21 protein-coding genes and 3 pseudogenes are annotated in these 25464 nt (G+C 56.5%); 2 read left to right on the top strand and 22 right to left on the bottom strand.

Annotated elements, in window-relative coordinates:
* Positions 1-2: 2 nt before the first annotated feature.
* The 3 genes and pseudogenes from C2U47_RS13350 to C2U47_RS13340 form a co-directional block, all read right to left on the bottom strand.
* Positions 3-287, bottom strand: a complete 285-nt coding sequence (locus tag C2U47_RS13350) for a TapY2 family type IVa secretion system protein (protein WP_041210962.1) — start codon at positions 285-287, stop codon at positions 3-5.
* Entirely contained in the window at positions 284-3514 is a 3231-nt protein-coding gene (locus tag C2U47_RS13345; protein WP_233735816.1) for a pilus assembly protein, read from the bottom strand. The genes C2U47_RS13350 and C2U47_RS13345 overlap by 4 nt, the downstream gene beginning before the upstream one ends.
* A gap of 84 nt (positions 3515-3598) precedes the next feature.
* Positions 3599-3766, bottom strand: a pseudogene (locus C2U47_RS13340) (IS630 family transposase); the annotation flags it as partial.
* Positions 3767-3859: 93 nt separating this feature from the next.
* On the opposite strand from C2U47_RS13340, the gene C2U47_RS13335 reads away from it, so the two are divergent.
* Positions 3860-5290: an IS4-like element ISAeme22 family transposase gene (locus tag C2U47_RS13335; RefSeq protein ID WP_041207141.1), complete on the top strand. Its 1431-nt coding sequence runs from the start codon at positions 3860-3862 to the stop codon at positions 5288-5290.
* Between the two features lie 10 nt (positions 5291-5300).
* Here C2U47_RS13335 and C2U47_RS13330 read toward each other — a convergent pair.
* The 11 genes and pseudogenes from C2U47_RS13330 to murJ all read right to left on the bottom strand — a co-directional run.
* Positions 5301-6173, bottom strand: a pseudogene (locus C2U47_RS13330) (IS630-like element ISAhy2 family transposase); the annotation flags it as partial.
* A 403-nt stretch (positions 6174-6576) separates the two neighbouring features.
* The gene (gene tppD / locus C2U47_RS13325; RefSeq protein ID WP_069785400.1) at positions 6577-7020 is read right to left on the bottom strand and encodes a type IVa pilus pseudopilin TppD; all 444 of its coding nucleotides are present in this window, start codon (positions 7018-7020) and stop codon (positions 6577-6579) included.
* Positions 7017-8009 (bottom strand): PilW family protein, encoded by a 993-nt coding sequence (locus C2U47_RS13320; RefSeq protein WP_081999332.1) that lies wholly within the window; start codon positions 8007-8009, stop codon positions 7017-7019. Before C2U47_RS13320 ends, tppD begins: the two co-directional genes overlap by 4 nt.
* A complete protein-coding gene (gene pilV, locus C2U47_RS13315) occupies positions 8006-8569 on the bottom strand; it encodes a type IV pilus modification protein PilV (RefSeq protein ID WP_103261686.1) in 564 nt (187 codons plus the stop codon). The genes C2U47_RS13320 and pilV overlap by 4 nt, the downstream gene beginning before the upstream one ends.
* A 3-nt stretch (positions 8570-8572) precedes the next feature.
* Entirely contained in the window at positions 8573-8980 is a 408-nt protein-coding gene (tppA, locus tag C2U47_RS13310) for a type IVa pilus pseudopilin TppA (protein ID WP_039039991.1), read from the bottom strand.
* 110 nt (positions 8981-9090) lie between these two features.
* Entirely contained in the window at positions 9091-10026 is a 936-nt protein-coding gene (ispH, locus tag C2U47_RS13305) for a 4-hydroxy-3-methylbut-2-enyl diphosphate reductase (RefSeq protein ID WP_039039990.1), read from the bottom strand.
* Complete coding sequence (fkpB, locus tag C2U47_RS13300; protein ID WP_103261685.1) at positions 10026-10478, bottom strand: FKBP-type peptidyl-prolyl cis-trans isomerase; 453 nt, start codon at positions 10476-10478, stop codon at positions 10026-10028. The genes ispH and fkpB overlap by 1 nt, the downstream gene beginning before the upstream one ends.
* Complete coding sequence (gene lspA, locus C2U47_RS13295) at positions 10475-10978, bottom strand: signal peptidase II (RefSeq protein ID WP_103261684.1); 504 nt, start codon at positions 10976-10978, stop codon at positions 10475-10477. Before lspA ends, fkpB begins: the two co-directional genes overlap by 4 nt.
* The gene (ileS, locus tag C2U47_RS13290; protein ID WP_103261683.1) at positions 10978-13839 is read right to left on the bottom strand and encodes an isoleucine--tRNA ligase; all 2862 of its coding nucleotides are present in this window, start codon (positions 13837-13839) and stop codon (positions 10978-10980) included. Before ileS ends, lspA begins: the two co-directional genes overlap by 1 nt.
* On the bottom strand, positions 13839-14813 hold the full coding sequence (ribF, locus tag C2U47_RS13285; protein WP_103261682.1) for a bifunctional riboflavin kinase/FAD synthetase: 975 nt from the start codon (positions 14811-14813) through the stop codon (positions 13839-13841). Before ribF ends, ileS begins: the two co-directional genes overlap by 1 nt.
* A gap of 209 nt (positions 14814-15022) precedes the next feature.
* Positions 15023-16585 carry a murein biosynthesis integral membrane protein MurJ gene (murJ, locus tag C2U47_RS13280; RefSeq protein WP_041210955.1) on the bottom strand — a complete coding sequence of 521 codons (1563 nt, stop codon included), beginning with the start codon at positions 16583-16585 and terminating at the stop codon, positions 15023-15025.
* A 191-nt stretch (positions 16586-16776) separates the two neighbouring features.
* Here murJ and rpsT point away from each other — a divergent pair, with 191 nt between their 5' ends.
* A complete protein-coding gene (gene rpsT / locus C2U47_RS13275; protein WP_005308808.1) occupies positions 16777-17040 on the top strand; it encodes a 30S ribosomal protein S20 in 264 nt (87 codons plus the stop codon).
* A gap of 48 nt (positions 17041-17088) precedes the next feature.
* Here rpsT and C2U47_RS13270 read toward each other — a convergent pair whose 3' ends face one another.
* The 8 genes and pseudogenes from C2U47_RS13270 to rppH all read right to left on the bottom strand — a co-directional run bounded on the left by C2U47_RS13270 (position 17089) and on the right by rppH (position 24695).
* Positions 17089-17391: an ArsR/SmtB family transcription factor gene (locus C2U47_RS13270; RefSeq protein WP_103261961.1), complete on the bottom strand. Its 303-nt coding sequence runs from the start codon at positions 17389-17391 to the stop codon at positions 17089-17091.
* Positions 17392-17439: 48 nt separating this feature from the next.
* Positions 17440-18372 (bottom strand): transcriptional activator NhaR, encoded by a 933-nt coding sequence (gene nhaR, locus C2U47_RS13265; RefSeq protein WP_010673095.1) that lies wholly within the window; start codon positions 18370-18372, stop codon positions 17440-17442.
* Positions 18359-18739 (bottom strand): hypothetical protein, encoded by a 381-nt coding sequence (locus C2U47_RS13260; protein WP_174218567.1) that lies wholly within the window; start codon positions 18737-18739, stop codon positions 18359-18361. Before C2U47_RS13260 ends, nhaR begins: the two co-directional genes overlap by 14 nt.
* Before the next feature lie 20 nt (positions 18740-18759).
* A complete protein-coding gene (gene nhaA, locus C2U47_RS13255) occupies positions 18760-19950 on the bottom strand; it encodes a Na+/H+ antiporter NhaA (RefSeq protein ID WP_103261680.1) in 1191 nt (396 codons plus the stop codon).
* A gap of 279 nt (positions 19951-20229) precedes the next feature.
* Entirely contained in the window at positions 20230-21024 is a 795-nt protein-coding gene (gene thyA / locus C2U47_RS13250; protein ID WP_103261679.1) for a thymidylate synthase, read from the bottom strand.
* Positions 21024-21848, bottom strand: coding sequence for a prolipoprotein diacylglyceryl transferase (lgt, locus tag C2U47_RS13245; RefSeq protein ID WP_043153049.1), 825 nt, complete (start codon positions 21846-21848; stop codon positions 21024-21026). Before lgt ends, thyA begins: the two co-directional genes overlap by 1 nt.
* 66 nt (positions 21849-21914) lie before the next feature.
* Positions 21915-24194 (bottom strand): phosphoenolpyruvate--protein phosphotransferase, encoded by a 2280-nt coding sequence (ptsP, locus tag C2U47_RS13240; protein ID WP_041214477.1) that lies wholly within the window; start codon positions 24192-24194, stop codon positions 21915-21917.
* A gap of 13 nt (positions 24195-24207) precedes the next feature.
* Positions 24208-24695: pseudogene (gene rppH, locus C2U47_RS13235) on the bottom strand (RNA pyrophosphohydrolase).
* Between the last annotated feature and the right edge of the window lie 769 nt (positions 24696-25464).

The raw sequence follows: 25464 nt of genomic DNA, 5'->3' as shown, positions 1-25464 counted from the left end.
CGCTATCGCAGTTGACGGGCATCCTGTTGCTGACCCTCTTTTGACTGGAAATTTTCCTCCGCAGTGCGGCATTCCAGGATTTTCTTCACAGGCTGTACCGCACCATCCACCTCGTATCCTCTTTGTTTGAATTTATCCTGCACCGCCTTTGGCGTGTTGTCTGCCACAGTACCGTGCAGGACAACCTTCTGGCCGTTAACCAGCTCGACATAACATTTTATGTCATCTGCCAAGACGGACCCGGATAACAAGAGGCACAAACCCAACACCCCGCTGCGTGTTTTCATTGTGCCTCTCCTTCGTAGAGGTAAATTTTCTTGGGCGACATGTCCATTTCAGCCTCTTCCGCCCCCTGGGCGCACTCACCGCCACTGGTACACCGCTCAGGCTCACCATTGCCTTCGTCTTTTAGGATGACCTCTTCCCCGGTGCCGCCCCCCAGGATGCGGATTTTGGCATCATCCCCGGCATGTACCACCAGATCGTCTGCCACCTTGTTTTGCACTTCAACGTAGCGTTCTGGAGTTTCATTGCCATCGAGATCGACCACATAGCGGAAGGAGCTGCCATAGTGCATGTCCACCATATACTGACGCGCCGCGCCTATAGACTGAATGGTGCATTGCTGGAACGATTGCACCTGAGGCAGGAAGGAGGTGAAATAGAGCTTGCCCTGCAAGACCACCCCGGCCCCCAGAGACTTCTCTCCCCTCGCGTTCAACCAGTTGACCCAACCCTTGGCACTGGTAATACCCGCCTTGATTGCCAGCGTGCCTTCGACTGTCGTCTGGACCGACAAAGGATCATTGGTCACATCGTAGAGGTCTGATACCAGGATAGGGTCTCTGGCCGTCGCATTCGTGGCACGCGGCATGACATCATAGTCACGCAACATGAAATAGCCATTGCGGACAGTCGCTTCCGATGAGGGGCGATTGCGGTCTCCACTCCCAATCAGCACTGCATCAAAGGGACGATCCTGATAGGAATAGACCACATTCCCTCCCACAACGGTGCGAGTGACCTGCTTGTTGATGGTACGCACCACGATAGGCTGGGTGAAGAAACGGCGATCATCGGCTTGAGTGACATCCGACCCCAGGCTGGCAAATTTGAAGACGCGCCAGTCAGATTTGTTGGTGCCAGGGAGATCCATGCGCCAGATATTGCCCCCCGTATCACCCACATAGATGCGATCGACTTTGCCATCACCATCGCTGTCAAGCGTAGCTACCGATCCGGGCATGCTGTCGGTCATCTCCGTGACCCTGAGGTTGCTGGTTGAAGTCGCTGCTGGGGTCGCACTGAATATCAGCGCCCCTGTATCGGCATTGACGATGTAGATACCTCTGCCCATGCTGTCACTGGTTCCCAATCCCAGCACGCTCTTGTTCACGTCATAACCGCCAGCAAAAATAAGCACGGGATCACTGACTCCCGGCACAAACGCGACTTCCGGCACCGACCAGGTCAGCCCCAGCTCACCAAAACCAGTCGTCAGACTGTTCAGACGCCATTTCAGTGTCGGCGTATCCGGGCTGGAAACGTTGAATGCATAATAGGCTTTGCCGCCGCTCCTCAAGCCGGTGAATACCCAGACAAAATCGCTCTCCGAGGATTTCAGCACCCCGTTGCGATTGGCATCTTTGATAAGGGCCACCGGAGAAGAGTCAACACCGTAGATATGTTCGGCTGATTCCGCATTGAGACGCAGCGCCTTCTGATTGGCCATGAACTCATAAGGTATCGCCGCCCAGCTTTCGTCTATGGTGCTCCCCATGTCCTTGAACATGTGAAGGAAACCGGCATTGGTTCCAAACACTATCCGCAAGTCGGGTGCATCCGTCGGGCTGCCGGATTGTGGGCCATAGTTCAGCACCAACGGACGGGAGTGCAGGGGATCCCCCATGATATGGCGGCGGTTCAGGGTTGAGGTATCAAAGTCCTCATCGTCGACATCCAGCCCCTTGGTCCAGTTAATCAGTGCATCCAAATCGGTCGTGCTGCTGGCCTGCATCCAGGTCATGAGCGCCGCCTCACTGCCAGCCTGCGTCACCAGATTGGCCTTGGTCAGCTGATCGAGGCGGTTCTGGGCATTGTTGATGACATAGAGACTGCGATTGCTTTTCCCCGCCAGCATCTCTTGGGCTCCCCCTTCAGCCACCTTGTTGCCATCGCGGCCCGATGACCAGAAGGTTTGAGCGTTATCGATAATAGCACCATCAGGTTTAATTGCCGGTAATCCTCTCGCATCCACCACATAACCATCAGAAGAGAGCATTAATTTTTTTAGATTGCCTTTCCACTTAGGGCCGGCGTCTGGTTCAAACATCGCGTAATAAATATTGTTATTACTACGTGTTCTATCAAAGTTATTGCTGGCGATGGCGGGTGACACCAGTGATGCATTGATACGCAATATTGCCAATAGTGATGCTTTCAGCGCATCACTTAAGGCAGATGCATCGGTTGCCGGATAATATTGCCCTCCACCCCGCCGTGCCGTCTCGGCCAGCAAATTACCCGCTCCGGTAATGGCTTCATCACCAAACCCAACAGTGAAGGTAGTTACCGTCTGCTTATCACCCATCGTACTGTTAATATCATTGTGCTTCATATAGCCAGCCAGTGCAGCCAAATAACTAGACCCACGACTACTACCTGAACCATATGACACTGCTGTACCATAAGCCCGCTTGTCATTATCAGATAATGTGTTGATAAGACCTATCACAGTATTATCAGAGGAACCATCACTAGTCGGCTCACCATCGGTGATGTAAATAACATAACCATTGTTCGAACAATTGTCATAAGGAGCCTTATAAGTACCATCAGACTTTTCAGCTGATGTATCTCTGGCAGGCGATAAACTACCCCCCTGAGTACCGTAGACAACACTCATCCCTCCAAAGAATTGATAGGCCTCCTGTAAGGTCTCGCACAACGGCGTGTTGCCATCCGCATTCAATGCATTGACTTTATCAAGCAAGTCCTGCTCACCTGTCTTACTATTACCCAGGATTGTTTCACTTCCTAATATATTACGGACAATACGACCACCATTGGTATTTGTGTTTCTACTGCTATTCTCATTAAAAACTGCCAAACCAAAATCCACACCAGGTGTTGATGAAATTAACTCAGCCACCGCATTTTTGGCAATACTCAGCCTTGATTGGTTGACTGGTTTACCTGGCCCGTGATACCAACGTATATAATTGGAAGAATACAGTGTAATGCCTGTATTATTATTATAGACATTGGTAACATCTGCAGTATACGCTGCCGTTGCGGTAGAGTTCCCCCTGATGGGGTAACCAGCCCCTACTGTCAAAGTTCCACTATAGGGATTGGCTGTATTCCTTACCGTAACATCCTGTTGACAATCTACCAATTTTATATCTTTTTCTTGCTCACCTCTGATGGAATCCCATGACCAATATCGCCAAAAAAGAAAATTGGTTTCCTTATAAACCCAAACAGCTGAAACAAACTGCCCTACATTGGACAAGGGGGGCTTTGACGTCGCGCATGCATTTACGCTGTCAGGGAAGCGGGCAGAACTGGTAATACTAAATAACTGATCCCAATAGTGCTACACCTTCGCTGTGCCATAGCCATTCCCCGGGAAAGGAGACACGGTATCCATGAAGTGTTTCACTCGGGCCAGCAGGTTTGCCATCCCTCTGCATTGATGATTGCGCGTGATGGTTTCATGTAACTTGTGCCATAGCCGTTCTATGTGATTAACCCAAGGGCTGTAACTGACTCTTATACACAAGTAGCGCCCTGAACGGAACCATTCCCGTTTTCCAGGATCTGATCTTCCATGTGACCTCCTAACATGGTAACGATCATGATAACTTCTGCTCTTCATCGTGCGGCTGACTGGGCTAAATCTGTGTTCTCTTCGGCGGCGCTGGGTGATCCTCGCCGTACCACCCGTCTGGTTAACGTCGCCGCTCAATTGGCAAAATGTTCTGGAAAATCAATAACCATCTCATCAGAGGGCTGTGAAGCCATGCAGGAAGGCGCTTACCGATTTATCCGCAATCCCAACGTCTCTGCCGAGGCGATCAGAAAGGCTGGCGCCATGCAAACCGTCAAGTTAGCTCAGGCGTTTCCCGAACTGCTGGCCATTGAGGACACCACTTCTTTGAGTTATCGCCACCAGGTCGCCGAAGAGCTTGGCAAGCTGGGTGCTATTGGAGATAAATCCCGCGGATGGTGGGTTCACTCCGTTCTCTTGCTCGAGGCCACTACATTCCGCACCGTAGGATTACTGCATCAGGAGTGGTGGATGCGCCCGGATGACCCTGCCGACGCGGATGAAAAGGAGAGTGGCAAATGGCTGGCTGCGGCCGCAACTAGCCGGTTACGCATGGGCAGTATGATGAGCAACGTGATTGCGGTCTGTGACCGCGAAGCCGATATCCATGCTTACCTGCAGGACAAACTGACACATAAAGAGCGATTTGTAGTGCGCTCCAAGCACCCGCGCAAGGACACTGGCTCCGGATTGTATCTGTACGACCATCTGAAAAACCAACCGGAGCTGGGTGGCTATCAGATCAGCATCCCGCAAAAGGGCGTGGTGGATAAACGCGGTAAACGTAAAAATCGACCCGCCCGCAAGGCGAGCTTGAGCCTGCGCAGTGGGCGCATCACGCTAAAACAGGGGAATATCACGCTCAATGCGGTGTTGGCCGAGGAGATTAACCCGCCCAAGGGTGAGACCCCGTTGAAATGGTTGTTGTTAACCAGTGAACCCGTCGAGTCACTAGCCCAAGCCTTGCGGGTCATCGACATATACACCCATCGCTGGCGGATCGAGGAGTTCCATAAGGCATGGAAAACCGGAGCTGGAGCCGAGAGGCAACGCATGGAGGAGCCGGATAATCTGGAGCGGATGGTCTCGATCCTCTCGTTTGTCGCGGTCAGGCTGTTACAGCTCAGAGAAAGCTTCACGCTGCCGCAAGCACTCAGGGCGCAAGGGCTGCTAAAGGAAGCGGAACACGTAGAAAGCCAGTCAGCTGAAACGGTGCTGACTCAGGATGAATGTCAGCTACTGGGCTATCTGGACAAGGGAAAACGCAAGCGCAAAGAGAAAGCAGGTAGCTTGCAGTGGGCTTACATGGCGATAGCCAGACTGGGCGGTTTTATGGACAGCAAGCGAACCGGAATTGCCAGCTGGGGCGCCCTCTGGGAAGGTTGGGAAGCCCTGCAAAGTAAACTGGATGGCTTTCTTGCCGCCAAGGATCTGATGGCGCAGGGGATCAAGATCTGATCAAGAGACAGGGGCTGTAAACTGGCTGGAACACCAGGCAGAACTTGGGATTCTTCTTCAACCATCGCTCGGTCTGTTTGCTTTTGTGAATGATGTAGTTATCGAGGATCAACGTGATGGTTTTGGCTCGTCGGTAGTGGTGGCGCAGCTTTTCCAGCATGGCAATAAACAGCGATGAGTTTTTCTTGATCCCGCTGACGTAAAGTACCCTTCCGTTGCCTGCGTGGAGAACGCCTGCCAGATAATGCTTGGCATTCTGCCCCGGTGTGACAACCCGCTTTTGCTGCGCTCTGAACATCCAGTCGGCTCCTAATTTGGGATTGAGGTCTATATCGACTTCATCCTCATAAAACACCGGATTATCGGCATCACAGCGGGCCAGCGCGGCGTCGATATTCGCCATTTTTTCCTGATAGGCTGGGTCTTTTATCCGCAAGGTCGGCACGGGCCTGCGCCAGACAATGCCCATACGAGGTAACCATCGGCGGAGCGTGGAGGCTGCCACATTGAGCCCTGTTAACCGATTGATTTTTATAGCCAATAGTTCAGTACACCAACGGCTGCGCTGATAACCAAAATCTTGCGGAGAAAACTGCATGAGCAGCACCAGTAAGGTGACAATCTTGGCGATAGGTAAGACTGGGGCACGGCCAGCCGGTAAGGCTTCTAGCGCATCTATGCCTTCATCTCGATACCACCGAAGCCAACGACCGATGGTCGAGCGCGCAGCGCCGGTAAGGTGATGAACATCGGTGATCGTGCGTCCTTCATGTAACAGCAAGATGGCCATCAAGCGACGAGCATGTCCTTTATCACGGGTGGCATGGATGATTTTGTGAATGCGGCGCCGTTGTGGTCGTGGCAGAGGTGGTAGGATAGGCATCAACTCAGTCCTTTGGGTGTGGCTTGTTTTGTTTAGCGACTAATCAGATCGCACAAACTGGACTGAGTTCCCTTCCTCCGGTGATCTACTATTCGGAACAGCTATTTAGGCACACTGCTATTTGAAGAGAAATATATGTACTTTTTGCTATTGTTTGTGTCGGGGTCATTAGGTAATGCTGGATATATTGTTGCGGGATCATAGGCTTCACTCACCTGCATTGTTTCTTTCATACTGCCGGATGTATCAAATATCAGCAGCACCTTGGGGCGAAAATCCCCGGCCTTGTTAAAGTCATATATAAACAGTTCGGTGTCATCGGCTCTCGTCGATGTAATGCCAAACACAAGGCTACACCAGCATAAAATCACTCCAAGTCGTCGTAACCACATATCCTTCGCTCCTATTCGGTGAGCAGTGGTTGTTCTACACCCGCAATCCAAGTCAACGGGCGAACATATTTTCCATAATTCACATTGGCCTGCAGCTCGACATACTTGCACTTAGGAATCACATTGCTGCTGCTGGCGTCAATCTTTCTCTTGCACACGGTTTCGGTGCGATTAGCAAGAGCGACCGCGGCCGAAGCATTGCTGCTATTGATGCTGATCGCCGCACTGGCCCCCGGAGTGTCGCTCATGCCGGCAATCACCGTCGATATGTTGTTGCTCTGTATAGCGGCTTCGATAATGCCTTCGAGTCGGTGCTCTGCCTGGCGGAAGCTGGCAGACGAACCTGCCATCTTGAGGTCTTGCCCCGAAGATTGCATCACCACCACGGCAATCAGGGTCAGGGGCACCAGAATGATCAGGGCTATGATCAGAGCCACACCGCTCTGGGATTTCATTTCCCTCCTCCTGCAATCACCGCTGGATTACGTAATGAGACGCTCGACTCCAATAGCAAACGACGATAACCATCGCCGTTACCCGGGACCTGAATATCGCCAACCTGATAGGTGTTGTTATTGACATAGCGACTGGAAACTTGTAACGAACGCACGAGCACAAAGACTCTAGCGGCGATGACTCGCCCCTCACTCCACTCCTGCCCTGTGACATTGTTGGTAGCGACATAGCGATCAATTTCGCCATCAGGGACTAAGCTGTCATCAACACCAAGCAATATTCTCATCTGTTCAATTCCTTCGGCCATTGCTCCACCAATTAATAAAGAACCACCCCCAGGCGTTAAATATCGCTTACGCAGCTCAGGGTTGCCATTTTTTGAATTAGGAGATAGGTAGTAAATAAAATGCTGATATTCCCACAACTGCGGGTTTATCATGGTGCCGGGGATGGCCTCCCCCTTTTTGAATAGGTAGGCTGACTGTGTTGTAGTTGCAAGATAAAAGCGTGTAGTCACTAGATCTTTAGATTCCAAAGAGTTTCCAACTAATCGCTTGATACTCACAACGTCTGAATTGGCTATACGGTCACCGACATCAATGCAGTCGAGCCCCCCTCCTATCACGGTTCTATTTCCATCTATATGCGCAACCCAGAATGAACGTAGTGAACCTGTACTAGTTGGAAAACTGCCACGATCTAAGTCATCTAAACAATCTTTTGCTACAGTAGTCCCGCTACTTAAGGTTATCCCCAAGTCTTTAGTCATTGGAGACCCCGTATAATCCCCCCAGAAGCCGGCCCATTTCAGATCCTGGGTGAGCAGACGCATGGCGATACGGCCATTTTCCTGCAACTCACTCTGATCGAAAGCATCTTCGGTGGTGGCGCGAGAAGCCACAAAGATGCTCAAGCCGCCACCGACCAAGAATACGCCGATCAGCATGGCGATCAGCCACTCGATCAGGGTAAAGCCACGGGCGTTCATAATGTGGTCGTCAGCACGAACTGACGCCTCTGTCTGTCTGCGGCATTCCCCAGTCCACAGCTGTTGCGCACGGCGGTGACCACATCTGCGCCATCAGACAGAGACTCACGACCCCGCCAGAAGATCCCTATGGTCAAACTGTTGTTGGCGCCACGAATCACGCAGCCGACCGGAGATTGCAGAGGTGACGCGGCACCGGATACTGCGGTTCCCAGCAGGGACTGCTGCCAGTAGAAGAGGTCCAGTGCCTGCCGCTCAGTCCTGCTGCAATCCGACATGGTGCCATTGTTGTTGGCACAGCTCGGCATATCCAGGATCGCGTTGCCGGATACCACTGTCGTTCCCTGACCAGACCAGCTGTCTTTGTTGATCCTGGCGCGTTCGACCAGATCATTGGCCAGCCAGTTGGCGATGGTGCGCTGACGCGCTTCGTAGCTGGAAAACTTGGCGGTGACCTGCATGGCAACCAATCCCAGCAAGCCGAAGGAGAGCACCACGGCCGCAATCATCACCTCCAGCAGGCTGAATCCCCTCGTGTGTCGATGGTGCAGTGGTTTCATCGCCTAGTCCCAGCAAGCATTGTTGACGGTATCCCCGAGCCGGGTGGCACTCCGGGTGCCATCCTGGTCGATGGAGAAAATGATGCAGTCGCTGTCTGACCCCTGCGCACCAGAGGCTGTGGCAAACAGGATGTATGTATTGACCCCGGCTGAGATGACCAGGTGATAGAAGCCGGATTCGGAGTTCTCCGAGATATTCAAATCGGCTGCGGATGAGGTATACCGATTGAAGTCCATAAAATAGGTTTCTTGTCTGTTGGCGGCATCCAACAGCATTTTTTTGGCATCAATTCGGTGGCTGGACAGCAGGTAACGCTGATAGGAGGGATAGGCAATAGTGCCAAGAATCGCCACGATTGCGACGACAATCATCAATTCAATGAGAGAAAAGCCTCGATAGAACCCAATCATAACCCATCCTTGGTGACTGGCGGTTCATATAGTCTAATGCCGGATAGGTCGCAACGACAAATCCGGCATCAGGAACATAACTCTTTATTCTCAGGCCATCCTGGCCACATTCAAATAATTCTAAGCTCGGGCGGCACTTCAAACACCACATTCTCTTCCCGGCCAGGATGCTCGGTCACTATCTTGCCTCCCAGCTCGCGCAGCCGGGCGATGACATTCTGAACAAGCACATCGGGGGCTGACGCACCCGCCGTGACCCCGATACGGGCAACCCCGTCCAGCCATTGCGGCTCAATCATGGAGGCATCGTCGATGAGGTAGGCCTTGGCGCCCACCTTCTCGGCCAGCTCCCTCAGACGGTTGGAGTTGGAAGAGTTGCGCGATCCCACCACCAGCATGGCGTCCACCAGCCCGGCCATCTCCCGCACCGCATCCTGGCGGTTTTGGGTGGCGTAGCAGATGTCATCCTTGCGCGGCCCCTGGATCTTGGGGAAGTGCGCACGCAAGGCATCGATGACATCCGAGGTCTCGTCCACGCTGAGTGTCGTCTGGGTCACGAAGCAGAGGTCATCCGGGTTCTTCACCTTGAGTTTGGCCACATCTTCCGGCGTCTCCACCAGATACATGCCACCCTCACTGTTCTCGTACTGTCCCATGGTGCCGATCACCTCGGGGTGGCCGGCATGGCCGATGAGCACGGCTTCGGAGCCCTTGCGACTGGCGCGATGGACCTCCATGTGCACCTTGGTCACCAGCGGACAGGTGGCATCGAACACCTTGAGGGCGCGGGATTTGGCCATCTCGCGCACGACCTTGGCGACACCGTGAGCGGAGAAGATTACGATGCTGTCATCCGGCACCTCGTCCAGCTCTTCGACGAAAACGGCACCCGCCTCCTTGAGCTTGTTCACCACGTAGCGGTTGTGCACCACTTCGTGACGGACATAGATCGGGGCACCGAACTTCTCCAGCGCGCTCTCGACGATGCTGATGGCCCGGTCGACACCGGCACAGAAGCCACGGGGGTTAGCCAGCAGAATATCCATCAGTGCACCTTCTCCTCGTCATCAACCCCCAGGATCTCCACCTCGAAGGTGACGGTGTGACCGGCCAGGGGGTGGTTGAAATCGACCGTGACCGACATCCCTTCCACCGCCCGGATGATCCCGGGCAGTTCGCTGCCGTTGGGCTGGTCGAACAGGATGATGGCACCCACCTTGGGCTCAACTTCGTTACCGAATTTGGCGCGATCGAGATGGTAGATGTTGTCGGGATTGGAAAGGCCGAACGCCTCTTCCGGCGCCAGGGTAAAGCTCTTGCTCTCCCCTTCGCGCAGCCCCAGCAGGCACTGCTCGAAGCTCGGCGTCAAGCTGCCGTCTCCCATCCGCAGACGGGCAGGCTTGCCGTGCAGCGCCGTGCTGTCGGCCACCGAGCCATCTTCCAGTTTGATAGAGAAATGGAACAGCACGCTGCTGTCCGCAGCAATTAGCTGGCTCATGAGGTCGCGTCCTGTTTTTTCTCGCCACGGAAGCCGTCCAGCACGATCATGGCGGCACCGATGAAGATGAAGCTGTCAGCCAGATTGAACGCCGGCCAGTGGGCGCGCTGCCAGTAAAAGTCGAGGAAGTCGACCACATGGCCCAGCACCAGCCGGTCAAACACGTTGCCGAGCGCACCGCCGATGATCAGGCTGTAGGCGATACCGCTCCAGCGCTGGGTGACCGACTGCTTGCGCAGCCAGTGGATCAGCAGGCCGCAGATGGCGAACGCCAGCACAGCGAAGAACCAGCGCTGCCAGCCTCCCTGATCTGCCAGGAAGCTGAAAGCCGCCCCCTTGTTGTAGACGTGGACCAGGTTGAAGAAGGGGGCGATCTCCACCCCCGGGTAGCCAAACGGCAGCAGCTTGACCACGGCGAGCTTGCTCGCCTGGTCCAGTACGAAGGCCAGCACCGCCAGCCACAGCCAACGCAGGCCGCTTTTATGTTGAGTCATGTTCATCAGGCAAATTGACGCGTTTCGCCGTCACCCTCGACGTTGGTGACGCAGCGGCCACAGATCTCTTCATGGCCCGCAATAGTGCCCACGTCTTCCACATGGTGCCAGCAGCGGTCGCACTTGGCGGCGGCAGACTGGGCCACGCAGAGCCACAGGTCATCACGCTCGGTTGCCACGGCCTCTGCCGGTGCAGCATCGACGCTGACCACCTTGGCCTTGGAGGTGAGCAGCACGAAGCGCAGCTCATCGGCCAGGGCGTTCAGACGCGCGGCCAGCTCCGGCTTGGCGAACAGGGTCAGCTCGGCCTGCAGAGAACCGCCGATGCGCTTCTCGCCACGGGCCACTTCCAGCGCCTTGTTCACTTCACCGCGCACGGTGAGGATCTCGGCCCAGAACTCGTCGTTCAGCACTTCGCCCGCTTCCAGCCCGAACAGGCCGTCGTACCACTCCTCGGTGAACACGAACTCGCCGCGCTCACCCGGCAGCAGGGCCCAGATCTCGTCGGCGGTGAAGCTCATGATGGGCGCCATCCAGCGCACCATGGCCTCGGCGATGTGATAGAGGGCGGTCTGGCAGGAGCGACGGGCCAGGCTGTCAGCCTTGGCGGTGTACTGGCGGTCCTTGATGACATCCAGATAGAAGGAGCCCATCTCGATGGAGCAGAACTGCATCAGCTTCTGGGTCACGCCGTGGAAGTTGTACTCATCGAACGCGGCTACGATCTCGGCTTGTACCGCTTTGGCACGGCCCACTGCCCAGCGATCCACCACTACCATGTCGGCAGGCGACACCATGTCGGTCGCCGGATTGAAACCGTTCAGGTTGGCCAGCAGGAAACGGGCAGTGTTGCGGATACGACGATAGGCGTCGGCGGAGCGCTTGAGGATCTCGTCGGAGACGGTCATCTCACCGGTGTAGTCAGTGCTCGCTACCCACAGACGCAGGATGTCGGCACCCAGCTTGTTCATCACGTCCTGAGGGCTTACCACGTTGCCGATGGACTTGGACATCTTGCGGCCCTGACCATCCACGGTGAAGCCGTGAGTCAGCACCTGGTTGTAGGGTGCCTTGTCCTTCATGGCGACGCCGATCATCAGGGAGGACATGAACCAGCCACGGTGCTGGTCAGAGCCTTCCAGATACATGTCGGCCGGCTTGCCGTTGAACTCGGGACGGGCGTCGACCACGGAGGCGTGGGTAGAACCGGAGTCAAACCAGACGTCCAGGGTGTCGGGCACCTTCTCGTAGTTGTCGGCGTCCGCGCCCAGCAGCTCGGCCTTGTCCAGATCCCACCAGGCCTGGATGCCGGACTGCTCGACCCGCTTGGCCACCTCTTCCATCAGGCGCACGGACTCCGGGTGCAGCGCCTGGGTATCCTTGTGAACGAACAGGGAGATGGGCACGCCCCAGGTACGCTGACGGGAGATACACCAGTCGGGACGGTTCTCGACCATCGCCTGGATCCGATTCTTGCCCCAGGCCGGGACCCAGCCGCTCTGGCCGTGTTCGGCAATGCCCTGAGTCTCGATACGCTCGATCTCTTCCAGAGCACGCTTGCGCAGACCCTTCTGCTCCATGCTGATGAACCACTGGGGGGTTGCACGGAAGATGATCGGGGTCTTGTGACGCCAGCAATGCGGGTAGGAGTGGTTGAATACCTTGTGATGCAGCAGGGCACCGCGCTCGGTCAGCACCTCGACCACGGCCGCATTGGCCTTGAACACGTGCTGGCCGGCAAACAGTTCGGTATCCGGCAGATAGACGCCGTTGCTGCCAACCGGGTTGGCCACTTCCAGACCGTACTTCTGACCGACCACGAAGTCTTCCTGACCGTGACCAGGGGCGGTGTGCACCGCGCCGGTACCGGCGTCCAGAGTGACGTGGTCACCCAGCACCACAGGTACGTCGAAGCTGTAGAAGGGGTGGTTGAAGCGCAGCAGCTCGAGTGCGGCACCCTTGGCGTAGCCCAGGTTGTGGAAGTGCTCGATGCCGGCGCGATCCATCACGTCCTTGACCAGCTCGGCGGCCAGGATCAGGCGCTCGGGATTGTCGCCCTCAACCTGCACCAGTGCGTAGTCGAGATCGGCATGCATGGCGATGGCGCGGTTGGCCGGCAGGGTCCACGGGGTAGTGGTCCAGATCACGGCAGAGAGCGCGCCCTTGCCGGTGTGGCCTTCGGCGCAATCAAACTTGGCGGCAACGGCAGCCTCGTCGACGGCCTTGAAGCGCACGTCGATGGAGGGGGAGTTTTTGTCGTAGTACTCCACTTCCGCTTCAGCCAGCGCGGAGCCGCAATCGGTACACCAGTGCACCGGCTTGGAGCCTTTGTGCAGGTGGCCGTTTGCAACGATCTTGGCCATGGAGCGGATGATGTTGGCTTCGGTCCCAAAATCCATGGTCAGGTAGGGGTGTTCCCAGTCACCCAGCACGCCCAGACGGATGAAGTCGGTCTTCTGCGCTTCGATCTGGGTTTTGGCGTATTTGCGGCACTCGGCGCGGAACTCGGCGGCGGAAACCTTCTCGCCCGGCTTGCCGACCATGCCTTCCACTTTCAACTCGATGGGCAGACCGTGGCAATCCCAGCCCGGTACATAGGGGGAATCGAAGCCAGAAAGGCCTTTGGACTTGATGATGATGTCTTTGAGGATCTTGTTGACCGAGTGACCGATGTGAATGCTGCCGTTCGCATAGGGGGGGCCATCGTGCAGAATGAAAGAAGGCTTGCCCGCTTTGGCGCGGCGAATGGCGCCGTAAAGATCCTGATCGTACCAACGTTTCAGCATGTTGGGTTCGCGTTTGGCCAGATCGCCACGCATCGGAAACTCGGTTTCCGGCAGATTCAGGGTGTGTTTATAGTCGCTCATCAGTCCTGGGTTCCCTTCTTTTCTAAAAGAGTGCTGGGTAAATGAAATTGTGGCAGCCCGAACCAGGCTCGGGCCGCCAGGGCATCTCGTTCGATCTGCTCTTTCAAGGCGGTGAAAGAGTCAAATTTCTGCTCTTCGCGCAGCTTGTGGCGAAGCAGCACCTTGACCTGCTGACCATATAGATCACCAGAAAAATCAAATAGATGTACTTCCAATCTGGCTTGTGTACCGCTCAAGGTCGGACGTACACCCACATTGGCGACACCGGGGAAAGTCTTGCCGGAACATATCACTTCCACCGCAAACACGCCACCGACCGGGACAACCTGGCGTTTGAGGGCCAGATTCGCGGTGGGGAAACCTATGGTGCGCCCCAGCTTGTCGCCATGGGCCACCCGGCCGCTGATGGCATAGGGGCGACCGAGCATCAACTCCACCTCCGCCATGCGACCCGCTTTGAGGGCCTCGCGCACCAGGGTGCTGCTGACCCGCTGGCGGGAAAGCTGGAAACTCTGGGTGCTGATCACCTCGAACCCGAAGCGCTGACCGGCCTCCTCCAGCAGGTGGAAGTCCCCTTCCCGCCCCTTGCCGAAGCGAAAATCGTCGCCGACCACCAGATAGTGCACACCGAGTTTCTCCACCAGCAGTTGCTCGATGAAGGTGCTGGCTGCCTGCTCGGCAAAACGATGGGTGAAACGCACGCAGAGCATGCGATCGATCTGCATTCCCTTGAGGGCTTCGTACTTCTCCCGCCAGCGGCTGAGGCGGGCGGGCGCGGCACTGCCCGCAAACAGCTCCAGCGGCTGGGGTTCGAACAACATGACACAGGCGGGCAGGCCAAGTTGGGCGGCCTTCTCCTGCAAACGGGCCAACACTGCGTGGTGCCCCTGATGAACCCCATCGAAGTTGCCTATGGTCAATACACAGCCCCGGTGACGGGGCTTGATATTGTGAATGCCGCGAATAAGCTCCATCAGTGCCTTGTGCGTTGCTGCCATGGAAATCGGCGGATTATATATCAGGCAGCAGGCAGGGTCAGCCCTGCCGTTGACCCGATTTAGCCATCCCGCTCGCTTCTCGGACTTGGCCAGGAGCATCGCACCTCGTTGGCGGGCCAACCCGACAGCCCCTGAGACCGCTCCCCCATCGACCCTGTACTGTCCCCTCCCTTGCAGCTGGCTCCTTATTGCTGATCGGCTCTCAGGTGACGTGGCCGGATCCCCAATGCCAAGAGGACAATGCCGTACAGTGCTCCGCCCAGGCAGAGCAGCAGGGTCAACTCCAGGCTGGCCTTGCCCATGCTCCAGGCCCCCCATTGGGGGAGATCCGGTGATAGATAGGCCAGAAGCCCCCCCATCAAGACCGTTGCCGCCAAGAGCTTGAGGCAGAACAGCCCGGTGTTGCGGGAAGGGCGATAAACATCCTGCTGATAGAGCCCCTTGAACAGCAGTACGGCATTCAGGGTGCCGGAGCAGGCGGTCGCCAGCGCCAGCCCGACGTAGCCGAGCGGATAGATGAAAATAAGGTTGCACACCATGTTGGCTACCATGGCCATGATGCCGATACGCACCGGCGTCCTGGTGTCCTGGCGGGCGTAATAACCGGGGGCCAGTACCTTGATGAGCATCAAGGAGAGCAGCCCCGTAGTGGAGGCCAGCAGGCTGGCACTCGACATGCTCACCTCGTGCAGACCGAACTCACCGCGCATGAAAAGCACCCGCAGTATGGGCTCGCGCAGCACGGCGATGCCGACCATGGCTGGCAAGCCGAGCAACATCACCATGCGCACCCCCCAATCCATGGTGCGAGAAAAATCAGCCGGATCCGCATCCACGTGTTTCCTGGCCAGGGCAGGCAGGATCACCGTGCTGATGGCCACCGCAAAGAGGCCGAGGGGAAACTCCAGCAACCTGTCCGAGTAATAGAGATAGCTGATGGCACCGGTAGCCAGAAACGAGGCCAGCATGGTGTTGATCAGCAGGTTGATCTGGCTGACCGACACACCGAACAGGGCCGGGATCATCAGGGTACGGATCTTCACCACCCCGGGATGGTGCCAACCCCACTTGGGCCAGACCAGCATGTTGAGCTGGCGCAGAAAAGGGTACTGGAACAAAAACTGGACCAGACCGCCGAGGAAGACACCGATCGCCAGGGAGATCTCGGGGCGCTCCATCAAGGGCGCTATCCACCAGGCCGCCGCAATCATGGTGATGTTGAGGAACACCGGCGTGAAGGAGGACACGGCAAAACGGCCAAAGGTATTGAGAATGGCCCCCGCCATGGCGGTGAAGGTGATGAACCAGAGATAGGGGAAGGTGATCTTGAGCATCAGACTGGCCAGCTCGAACTTCTCCGCCGCCGGTCCGCCGTGCAGCCAGTCCCAGAACCAGCCCCAGCCAAAGAGGGCCGTCAGGACACCGGAACCCAGCACCCCGAGCAAGGTGACCACGGTGACGATACCACCCAGGGTGCCCGCCACCGCCGCCAGCAACTCGCGAACCGCCTGCTCGTCACCGTTTTTCTTGTACTCCGTCATCACGGGCACGAAGGCCTGGTTGAATGCCCCTTCGGCAAAGAGACGGCGCAAGAAGTTGGGAATGCGATTGGCGAAGAAGAAGACGTCTGCGGCCACCCCGGCACCGAGCAAATTGGCGATGACCACATCGCGCACCAAGCCCATCACACGGGATGCCAGCGTCATTCCGGACACTATCATGCCGGATTTGATCAATTTCTTACTCAAGACGAGGCCTCTGGAACTGTCGGAAAGAAAAGAATGCTGTTAGAATCGGCCGACAGTTTAACCGTCTCCCATCTGACACACCACCGGGGGGCGGTGTTTATTTGCACAAATCATTTGACAATATGTGGTTGGGAAGGCATATTTCCGGGCCTTTTCAATACACTCGCTAAGACAGTTTTAGGAGTTTTACCTTGGCTAACATCAAATCTGCTAAGAAGCGTGCTCTTCAGTCAGAGAAACGTCGTCAGCACAACGCCAGCCGTCGTTCCATGACCCGTACCTACCTGAAGAAAGTGATCGCTGCCATCGCCTCTGGTGACAAGGCTGCTGCCACTGCCGCTTTCGCTGTTGCTCAGCCGATCATGGATCGTATGGCGACCAAAGGCCTGATCCACAAGAACAAAGCTGCTCGTCACAAGAGCCGCCTGTCTGCCCAGATCAAAGCCATGGCTTAATCAGCATCCGCTGATGAAAGCTGAAAAAACCGGCCTAGTGCCGGTTTTTTATTTGGGGTCGCTACAGTACAGTCTGTGCAACAGTCCGATCATCTCACGCACTTCATGGCTGCGCAGGGAATAATAGACCGTCTGGGCTTCCTTCCTCGTCACCACCAGCTCATCCCGGCGCAACACCGCCAGATGCTGCGACATGGCTGACTGGCTCAATCCCAATACCTCGTTCAGCTCGCCGACCGACAGCTCCCTATCCAGCAACTGGCACAAGATAAACAGCCGCCGTTCATTGGCCAATGCCTTGAGCAGGGTGACGGCACGCCCGGCATTCGCTTCCATTTCTTCCAATTGCATCTCACCCTCCTCTTCCAAGACAGGCATCATAGCGCCGTCACCGTCGATTTAAAACGAGAGGCTTGCCGGCTGAATGGCCGTGAAATCCTCCTGCCCGGCAAAGAGGAAGGAGAAATCACTCTCGCATACTCGCTTGACCGCAGGATGTTGGATCATCCGCTCGGCAAAGATGACGTAATACTCCTCCATCAGATCCTGGGTTTCACCTAGCAGCATCACCTCCTCCCCCTCCAGGATCTCTTCCCGATAGATGGTCGGAGCCATGAAGATGCCCTGGTTGAAGAAGCCGAACGCCTTCATCAGCGCCGCATCATCGAATTCTCCCAGAATACTGGGGGAAATCCCCTGCTGCTCGAACCACTGGGTCAGTTGACGACCCATGGCGGTACGGCGGCCCGGGATGAGCAGCTTGCGCTCTTCCAGGCAAGCAGGGAAAGGCTGGGAGGGCAGAGGCGCCTTGCAGAAGAAACTGACGCCGCATCCCCCCAGACGCTTGGACAGCAACCCAGCATGCTGGCTGGAGTCCACCGGGCAGTCAGAGAGGATCATGTCGAGCTTGTGCTCGCTCAACTGCTCCAGGAGCAGTTCATGAGTCGACTCGAAGCAGCGCAGGTGAATGGAACCATCATTGGGGATCACGGAGAGCAGTACCCGGCTGGCAAGACGCTTGGAGAGTGCATCGGCGATACCCACGTCGAACAGGATCTGGCTCTCCTTGCGGTAGTTGACGATATCCAGCATCTCGTAGGAGAGGCTGAACATCTTGTCCGCATAGCGAAATACCAGTTGGCCAAGCTCGGTGGCCTCAAGGGAGCGCCCCTTTCTGATCAGCAACTTGCCGCCAAGACGCTGCTCAAGCAGTTTGATCTGACCGGTCACGGTCTGTGGGGTCAAAAAGAGGGCTTCCGCCGCCTGCGTGACGGAGCCCTTCTTCTGAGTCATCCAAAAATAGTAGAGATGGTTGTAGTTAAGGTGTGACATCCGATGGGGTTCCCGCGCTAGGCGGGCTCCGGTAGCAGCTGAGTTCAACCGCCAGAATGTCATACATGTCGCTGATCGAGTCAACCTTGTTCGAGTCGAACTGTGCCTGCAGATGGGCCTTGAGACGATCGGCATCCGGCATTCGCTCGGTGCAGTAGCGCTTGTTGGACAGCTTGACTCGCTCGCCGGCACGACTGCTCAGTGCCCGTTCGGCGAAGGTCTCTCCGAACCGGGCTTTTACCTGAGAGTCCCCCAGCATGAGTGCGCTGTCGACCACCCCGTTGAGATAGGCAGAACAACTTGCCGAGGTGGCATCCCGCTGACAATCAACCAGGCTATCTGCCCAGAGTGCAGGGCTCGCCAGCATGACTAACCATCCTAGTTTTCTCATAACCCCTCCGTACTTTGATTCGCCTCCCGATTGGGCAGCGATATCCGCAGTGCGATGTAACCGATCACAGCCGCGAGTGTGGAACCTGCCAAGATCCCGAGGCGCGAGTAGCTGCCGTAGTCCAGTCCGCCATGCTCGAATGCCAGCGATGCGATAAACATCGACATGGTAAAACCGATGCCACACAGGATGCTGACGGCAAAGATCTGTCTGAAGTTCACTCCTTGCGGCAATTGGGCAATGCCTGATTTCACAGCCAGCCAGCTGATGGTGAAAATCCCGAGCGGCTTGCCGACGAAGAGCCCCAGGATGATCCCCATGGGGAGCGGATTGAGCAGAGCCGAGAAGTAGATCCCCTCCAGCGATACCCCGGCGTTGGCGAAAGCGAACAGCGGCAGGATCAGGAAGGCACTCCAGGGGTGCAGCACATGCTCCAGATGCTTGAGTGGCGATGCGTAACGCTTGCCGTTGAGGGGGATCATGAAGCCCACGATGACCCCCGCCAGGGTCGCATGGACACCGGACTTGAGCACGGCAACCCAGAGCACCAGGCCGACCAGCATATAGAGTCCAATCCTGTCCTCACCACGGCGATTCATCCAGAGCAAGGTCAGGGTGGCCACCACACCTATCGCCAGCGCAGTCAGCGACAGTTGCTGGGTGTAGAAGAGGGCAATGATGATGATGACCCCCAGATCGTCCATGATAGCCAGCGCCAGCAAGAAGACCTTGAGGCTGGTCGGTACCCGCTTGCCCAGCAGCGCCATGACCCCGAGAGCGAAGGCGATGTCGGTTGCGGCCGGAATCGCCCAGCCAGCACGGGTAGCCTCGTCTCCGTAGTTGAAGAAGCTATAGATGAGGGCCGGTGCCAACATCCCCCCCACGGCAGCAATGGCCGGGAAGGTTGCCTGCACCCGGGAGGAAAGCGCCCCCTCCAGCATCTCTCGCTTCACCTCGAGACCCACCAGCAGGAAGAAGATCGCCATGAAGCCATCGTTGATCCAGAGCAGCAGCGGCTTGTTGATGTCGAGGGCCGCGATGCGAACCTGTACCTCGGTATTGAGGAAGCCCTGATAGTGTTGCGCCAGCGCCGAATTGGCCAGGCCGATGGCAAGCAGGGCGGCCAGGATCAGAATGATCCCGGAAGCGGACTCCAGTTTGAGAAAACGCTTGAATACATCGCTCATATCTAACTACCCATAAAATTGCATCTTTTCAGTCTAGGGCCAGAGTAGCTCAATGAAAAATCGTTTCTAATGGCTGATAACAACGAAAAAACCGAAAGCAAAACAGATAATACCTGCTATAAGCAGGTTATTTCCCCTTTTCAGGAGCCATCTCTCCACCCGGAATTCCGCATATTTATTCACATAAAATGCAAAAAGGCACCCGAAGGTGCCTCTAACAGCTGAGTGTCGATTCATCGTCACCTGGGAGACGATACTCGCCCCAGGCTCATTATCTACTCAAATAGCGACAGGCGCCTTGATCCCAGGATGGGGATCATAGCCCTGGATCTCGAAATCCTCGAATCTGTAATCGAAGATGGAGTCAGGTTTGCGCTTGATCACCAGTTGCGGCAGGGGGCGCGGCTCGCGGGTGAGTTGCAGTGCCGTCTGCTCCATGTGGTTGGAATAGAGGTGCACATCGCCACCGGTCCAGACAAAGTCCCCCACTTCCAGATCGCACTGCTGCGCCATCATGTGGGTCAGCAGCGCATAGCTGGCAATGTTGAACGGCAGGCCAAGGAAAACATCACAACTACGCTGGTAGAGCTGGCAGGAGAGCTTGCCATCCGCCACATAGAACTGGAAGAAGGCGTGGCAGGGTGCCAACGCCATTTTATCCAGCTCGCCCACGTTCCAGGCGGAGACGATGATGCGGCGGGAATCCGGGTTGTGCTTGATGTCGTCCACCGCCTTCTGGATCTGGTCGATGACAGACCCATCGGCCGCCGGCCAGGAGCGCCACTGGGCACCATAGACAGGCCCCAGATCACCGTGCTCGTCGGCCCACTCGTCCCAGATGCTGACACCGTGCTCTTTCAGATAGGCGGTGTTGGTATCGCCGTTGAGGAACCAGAGCAGCTCGTGAATGATGGAGCGCAGGTGGCACTTCTTGGTGGTCACCAGCGGGAATCCCTCGGCCAGGTTGAAGCGCATCTGATGACCGAACAGGGAGATGGTCCCGGTCCCGGTGCGATCGGATTTGACGGTCCCTTCATCCAGAATTTTCTGCATCAGGTCGAGATAGGCACGCATTACTTCGCCTCCTTGGGTGCATTGCCGAACAGACGGGGCTGCTTGTAGGCGGCCCAGACCATGAGGCCCCCCGCCACTATCATCGGGGTAGAGAGGATCTGACCCATGCTGATCTCGTTGAAGTAGAGACCCAGCTGGCTGTCAGGCTGACGAACAAACTCCACCAGGAAGCGGAACAGACCGTAGAACAGCAGGAACATGCCGGAGATGGCGCCACGGGGCGGGTGCTTGCGCCAGAACAGGTTCAGGATGATGAAGAGCACCACCCCTTCCAGCGCGAACTGGTAAAGCTGGGACGGGTGACGCGGCTCGGGGCCAGCCTCGGGGAAGATGATTGCCCAGGGGACATCGGTCACCCGACCCCACAGCTCGCCGTTCATGAAGTTGCCGATGCGGCCAACACCGAGGCCAAACGGAATCAGCGGCGCCACGAAATCCGCCACGGTGAAGAAGTGGCGCTGGGTTTTGTGGGCAAACCAGATCATGGCGGTGATCACCCCGATGAGGCCGCCGTGGAACGACATGCCACCGGTCCATATCTTGAACAGATAGGTCGGGTCGGCGAGGAAGAGATCGAAGTTGTAGAACAGCACATAGCCGATACGGCCACCCAGGATCACCCCAAGGAAGCCGTAGAACAGCAGGTCGGATACCTCGTTGCGGGTCCAGCCGCTGTTGGGTGCATCGGCACGGCGACCAGCCAGCCACATGGCGAAGGCAAAACCGAACAGGTACATGAGACCATACCAGCGTACCGATAATGGTCCCAAACTGAATGCTACGGGATCAATCTGCGAGAAAACCCAATATCCGTCGTGCTGCATAGGCGGCCCCAATCATAAGAAAAGCCGCATTCTCCGATCATTCTTACGCAGTAACAAGACGGAATATCAATCGGGCAGCCTGACCTTGTGCCCAGCCCGCAGCAAGCCTCCCAGACCGTGCTCTTCCAGATAGCGGGCAAACAGGCCGCGCAGCACGTGAGGATTGTCATGCTTGAGACCATCCGCCATCAGCGCCTTCAACTCGCCAAGGTCGGATTGCCGCAGCACGTATTTGATACGGGAGATGTTGTGGGTATTCATGCTGAAACGACGATAGCCCATGGCCAGCAGCAGCAGCACTCCGACCGGATCGCCAGCCAGCTCGCCACAGACAGAAACCGGCTTGTGATAGCGCCGGGAGGCATCGACCAGCAGCTGCAAAGCGCGGATCACCGCGGGATGGAAGGCATCGTAGATGCTGGCGACACGGGCATTGTTGCGATCCACCGCCAGCAGGTACTGGGTCAGGTCGTTGCTGCCCACCGACCAGAAGTCGATGAGCGGCGCCATCTCCGGCAGGATGTACAGCGCGGAGGGGACTTCGATCATCACCCCGAGACTGGGGTAGCGGATCACCGCATCGCGGCTGGCCGCTTCTTCCGACACCTCGCGCCACGCCTGATCCAGCAGACGACGGGAGGCCTTGATTTCACTGACGCTGCTGATCATCGGCAGCATGATGGCCAGATTGTCCAGCCCTTCGCTGGCCCGCAACATGGCCTTGAGCTGAACCAGGAAGAGCTCGGGGTGATCCAGGGTGAGCCGGATCCCCCGCCAACCAAGGAAGGGATTTTCCTCCACGATGGGGAAATAGGGCAGTTGTTTGTCCCCCCCCACGTCCAGAGTCCGCATGCAAACCGGGCGATCCCGATAGGTTTCCAGGATCCCGCGATAGCGGGCAGTCTGCTCCCACTCCGAAGGGAAGCTGTCCTGCAGCATGAAGGGGATCTCGGTGCGATAGAGCCCGACCCCGTCCGCCAGATGATTGAGGGAGATCTCGGTATCCGCACTCAGCCCTGCGTTGAGCAGCAGAGAGACCTTGGTGCCGTCGGCAGTCTCGGAGGGCTGGTTGTCGACGCTACGCACCAGGGTGTCGAGTGCCCGCTCCTCACTCAGCAGTTGCCGGTACTCAGTCAGGATCACCTGGTTGGGTTCGATGAAGAGATCGCCGCTGTAGCCATCGATGACCAGGGTGCGCCCGCCTATGTCACCGAGGGGCAGATCCACCCCCATGATGGCCGCCACCCCCATGGCACGGGCCAGGATGGCGGCATGGGAGTTGGTCCCGCCCTTGAGCGACACCACACCGCTCAGAAATTCCCTCGGGATCTCCGCAAGGATGGTGGCCGTCACTTCATCGGCGACCAGCACCACGGGTTCGCCGATGGTGAGCTGCTCGGGTTCGTCCTGCACCAGCCGGCTGATGAGCCGCTGGGCGATGTCTTTCACATCGGTGGAGCGCTCCCGCAGATAGGGATCCTTCATCCCCTTGAACTGCTCTATCAGCCGATCGCTGATGAGTTTGACCGCGGAGATGGCGGTCCAGTGTTCCTTGCTGACCTTGTTGCGGATGGGCTTGATGTAGCCGGGATCGTTCAACAGGTGCAGATAGATGTCGAAGATGGCGACCGAGTCCTGGCTGTAGCTCTCGCGAAAGCGCAGTGCCAGGCTCTCCAGATCATGGCGCACTTCCTCCACCGCCAGCTCGAGACGGGCAAGCTGCTTGGCATGATCCTCGTCCTTGCGCGGCGTGATGGTATTGAGCGCCTTGCGCGGACGCCACACCCAGGCCTTGGCGATGGCGATGCCACTCGCCCCGGCAATACCGCGCAGCGGCTTGCTCCAGTCGGTCTTCTGCAGCCACCCCTTGGCCTGGGCCTGGGCGATGCGGGCAGCCAGCTGAGCCGCCAGGGTGACCATGAAGGACTCCTCCCCCTCATCGAAGAGGCGGCTCTCCTTCTGCTGCACGACCAGAATCCCCACCACCTGACGCTGATGCATGATGGGAGCGCCGAGGAAGGAGCGAAACGCCTCTTCCGCCACATCGGGCAGGAACTTGAAACTGGGATGAGAGGGGGCATCGGCAAGGTTGATCAGCTCTTCACGCTGACCCACCAGGCCGACGATACCCTGCTCGAACGGCAGGGTGGCCTTGCCCACGGCCGATTCGGCCAGACCATCGGTCGCAGCCAGTCGATAGCGGCGCATGTCCGGCTCGGCCACATAGACGGAGCAGCAGTCCACCGTCATGGCGAGCCGGGTCTGGCTCACCAATGCTTGCAAGGCCTGTTCGAGGGTGTTGGCCTCGGCCATGCTTTCCACGATGCGTCTGAGTTCCGTCAGCAACTAGTTGTGCTCCTTAACGCGAGCGGTTGCGCCGCCCATCTTTTCGGTTAGCCTGCACCACGGGGACTGGCATGGCCAGCGGGGCAAACTCCTTCATCACCCGGCGGTAAACCTCCCGCTTGAAGGAGACGACCTGACGAACCGGGTACCAGAAGCTGACCCAACGCCAATCATCAAATTCCGGGTGACCATGACAGCCAAACTGGATCCTGGACTCTTTGCCAGGATCGAGCTGCAACAAAAACCATTTCTGCTTCTGGCCAATACAGACCGGTGAACTGTCCCAGCGGACGAGTCGTTTGGGTAAGCGATACTTCAGCCAGTTGCGACTGGTCGCCAGTATGGTCACATCGTCCTGCTTGAGGCCTATCTCCTCATACAGCTCACGATACATGGCCTGTTCCGGCGATTCACCATCATCAACCCCCCCTGCGGAAACTGCCAGGAGTGCTGCCCATAGCGCTTAGCCCACAATACTTGTCCGTCACGGTTACAGATCACGATGCCGACATTGGGACGAAATCCGTCACCATCTATCACGTGATCACCTTATAAAGGCTGAATCTATAACGAGATTGTTCCACATTCACCCCGTGGCGGCAAACAGGGACTGTCATCTTCCATTCATGAATAACTTGGCATTTCAAGCAAAGTTATAAACAAATTGAAGGTTCATGCTAGGCAAGTTGCCCACCCAGACTGTGCATAAACCTGTGATCAAGCAGGTATATACAGTAGTTTTATACTGTGGCATTGCACGGAAGCATATCATACCCGATTCACTTAAAAACAAAATATACATTTAAATACATAAGGTTATAGTTTAATTGCTGGATCAAGATCCATGTCTTTTGCCTAAGAGGATCCAGCCTGTCAATTGTGAACAAGTTCGACTGCTCAAAGATCCACCAAGACGGATTTATCCACAGATATGGCGCATTATCTGCACCGAAATGGCGCTGAAAATCGGCGTACTCTCACATTTATTTCTGGTGCCACGCTTCCTTTCACCACTTTACGCTAGTTATCCAAGATTTCTGTGGATAACTGTGTGCAACAGCTCGCACAAACCCTTGGACAACTCGTTTATGCGGGGATCCGGCGGGCCAACATACTGGATAAATAAAGTAAAACCCTTTAAAATCATTTAGATATGTTGAATTCTGTCACCCATGTCTCCCTGTGTATAGTCGGGCGAGGATCGGTTATAAAATCAGCGATACCATGCAAGGATCCGTATTGCGATGTCTATTATCTCCAGAGGAGCCCT

The organism is Aeromonas sp. ASNIH7 (genome assembly GCF_002903485.1).
In the GTDB taxonomy this organism is placed as follows: domain Bacteria; phylum Pseudomonadota; class Gammaproteobacteria; order Enterobacterales; family Aeromonadaceae; genus Aeromonas; species Aeromonas caviae.
The sequence above is the reverse complement of the archived record's forward strand: the minus strand, read 5'-3'. Positions and strand labels throughout refer to the sequence as shown.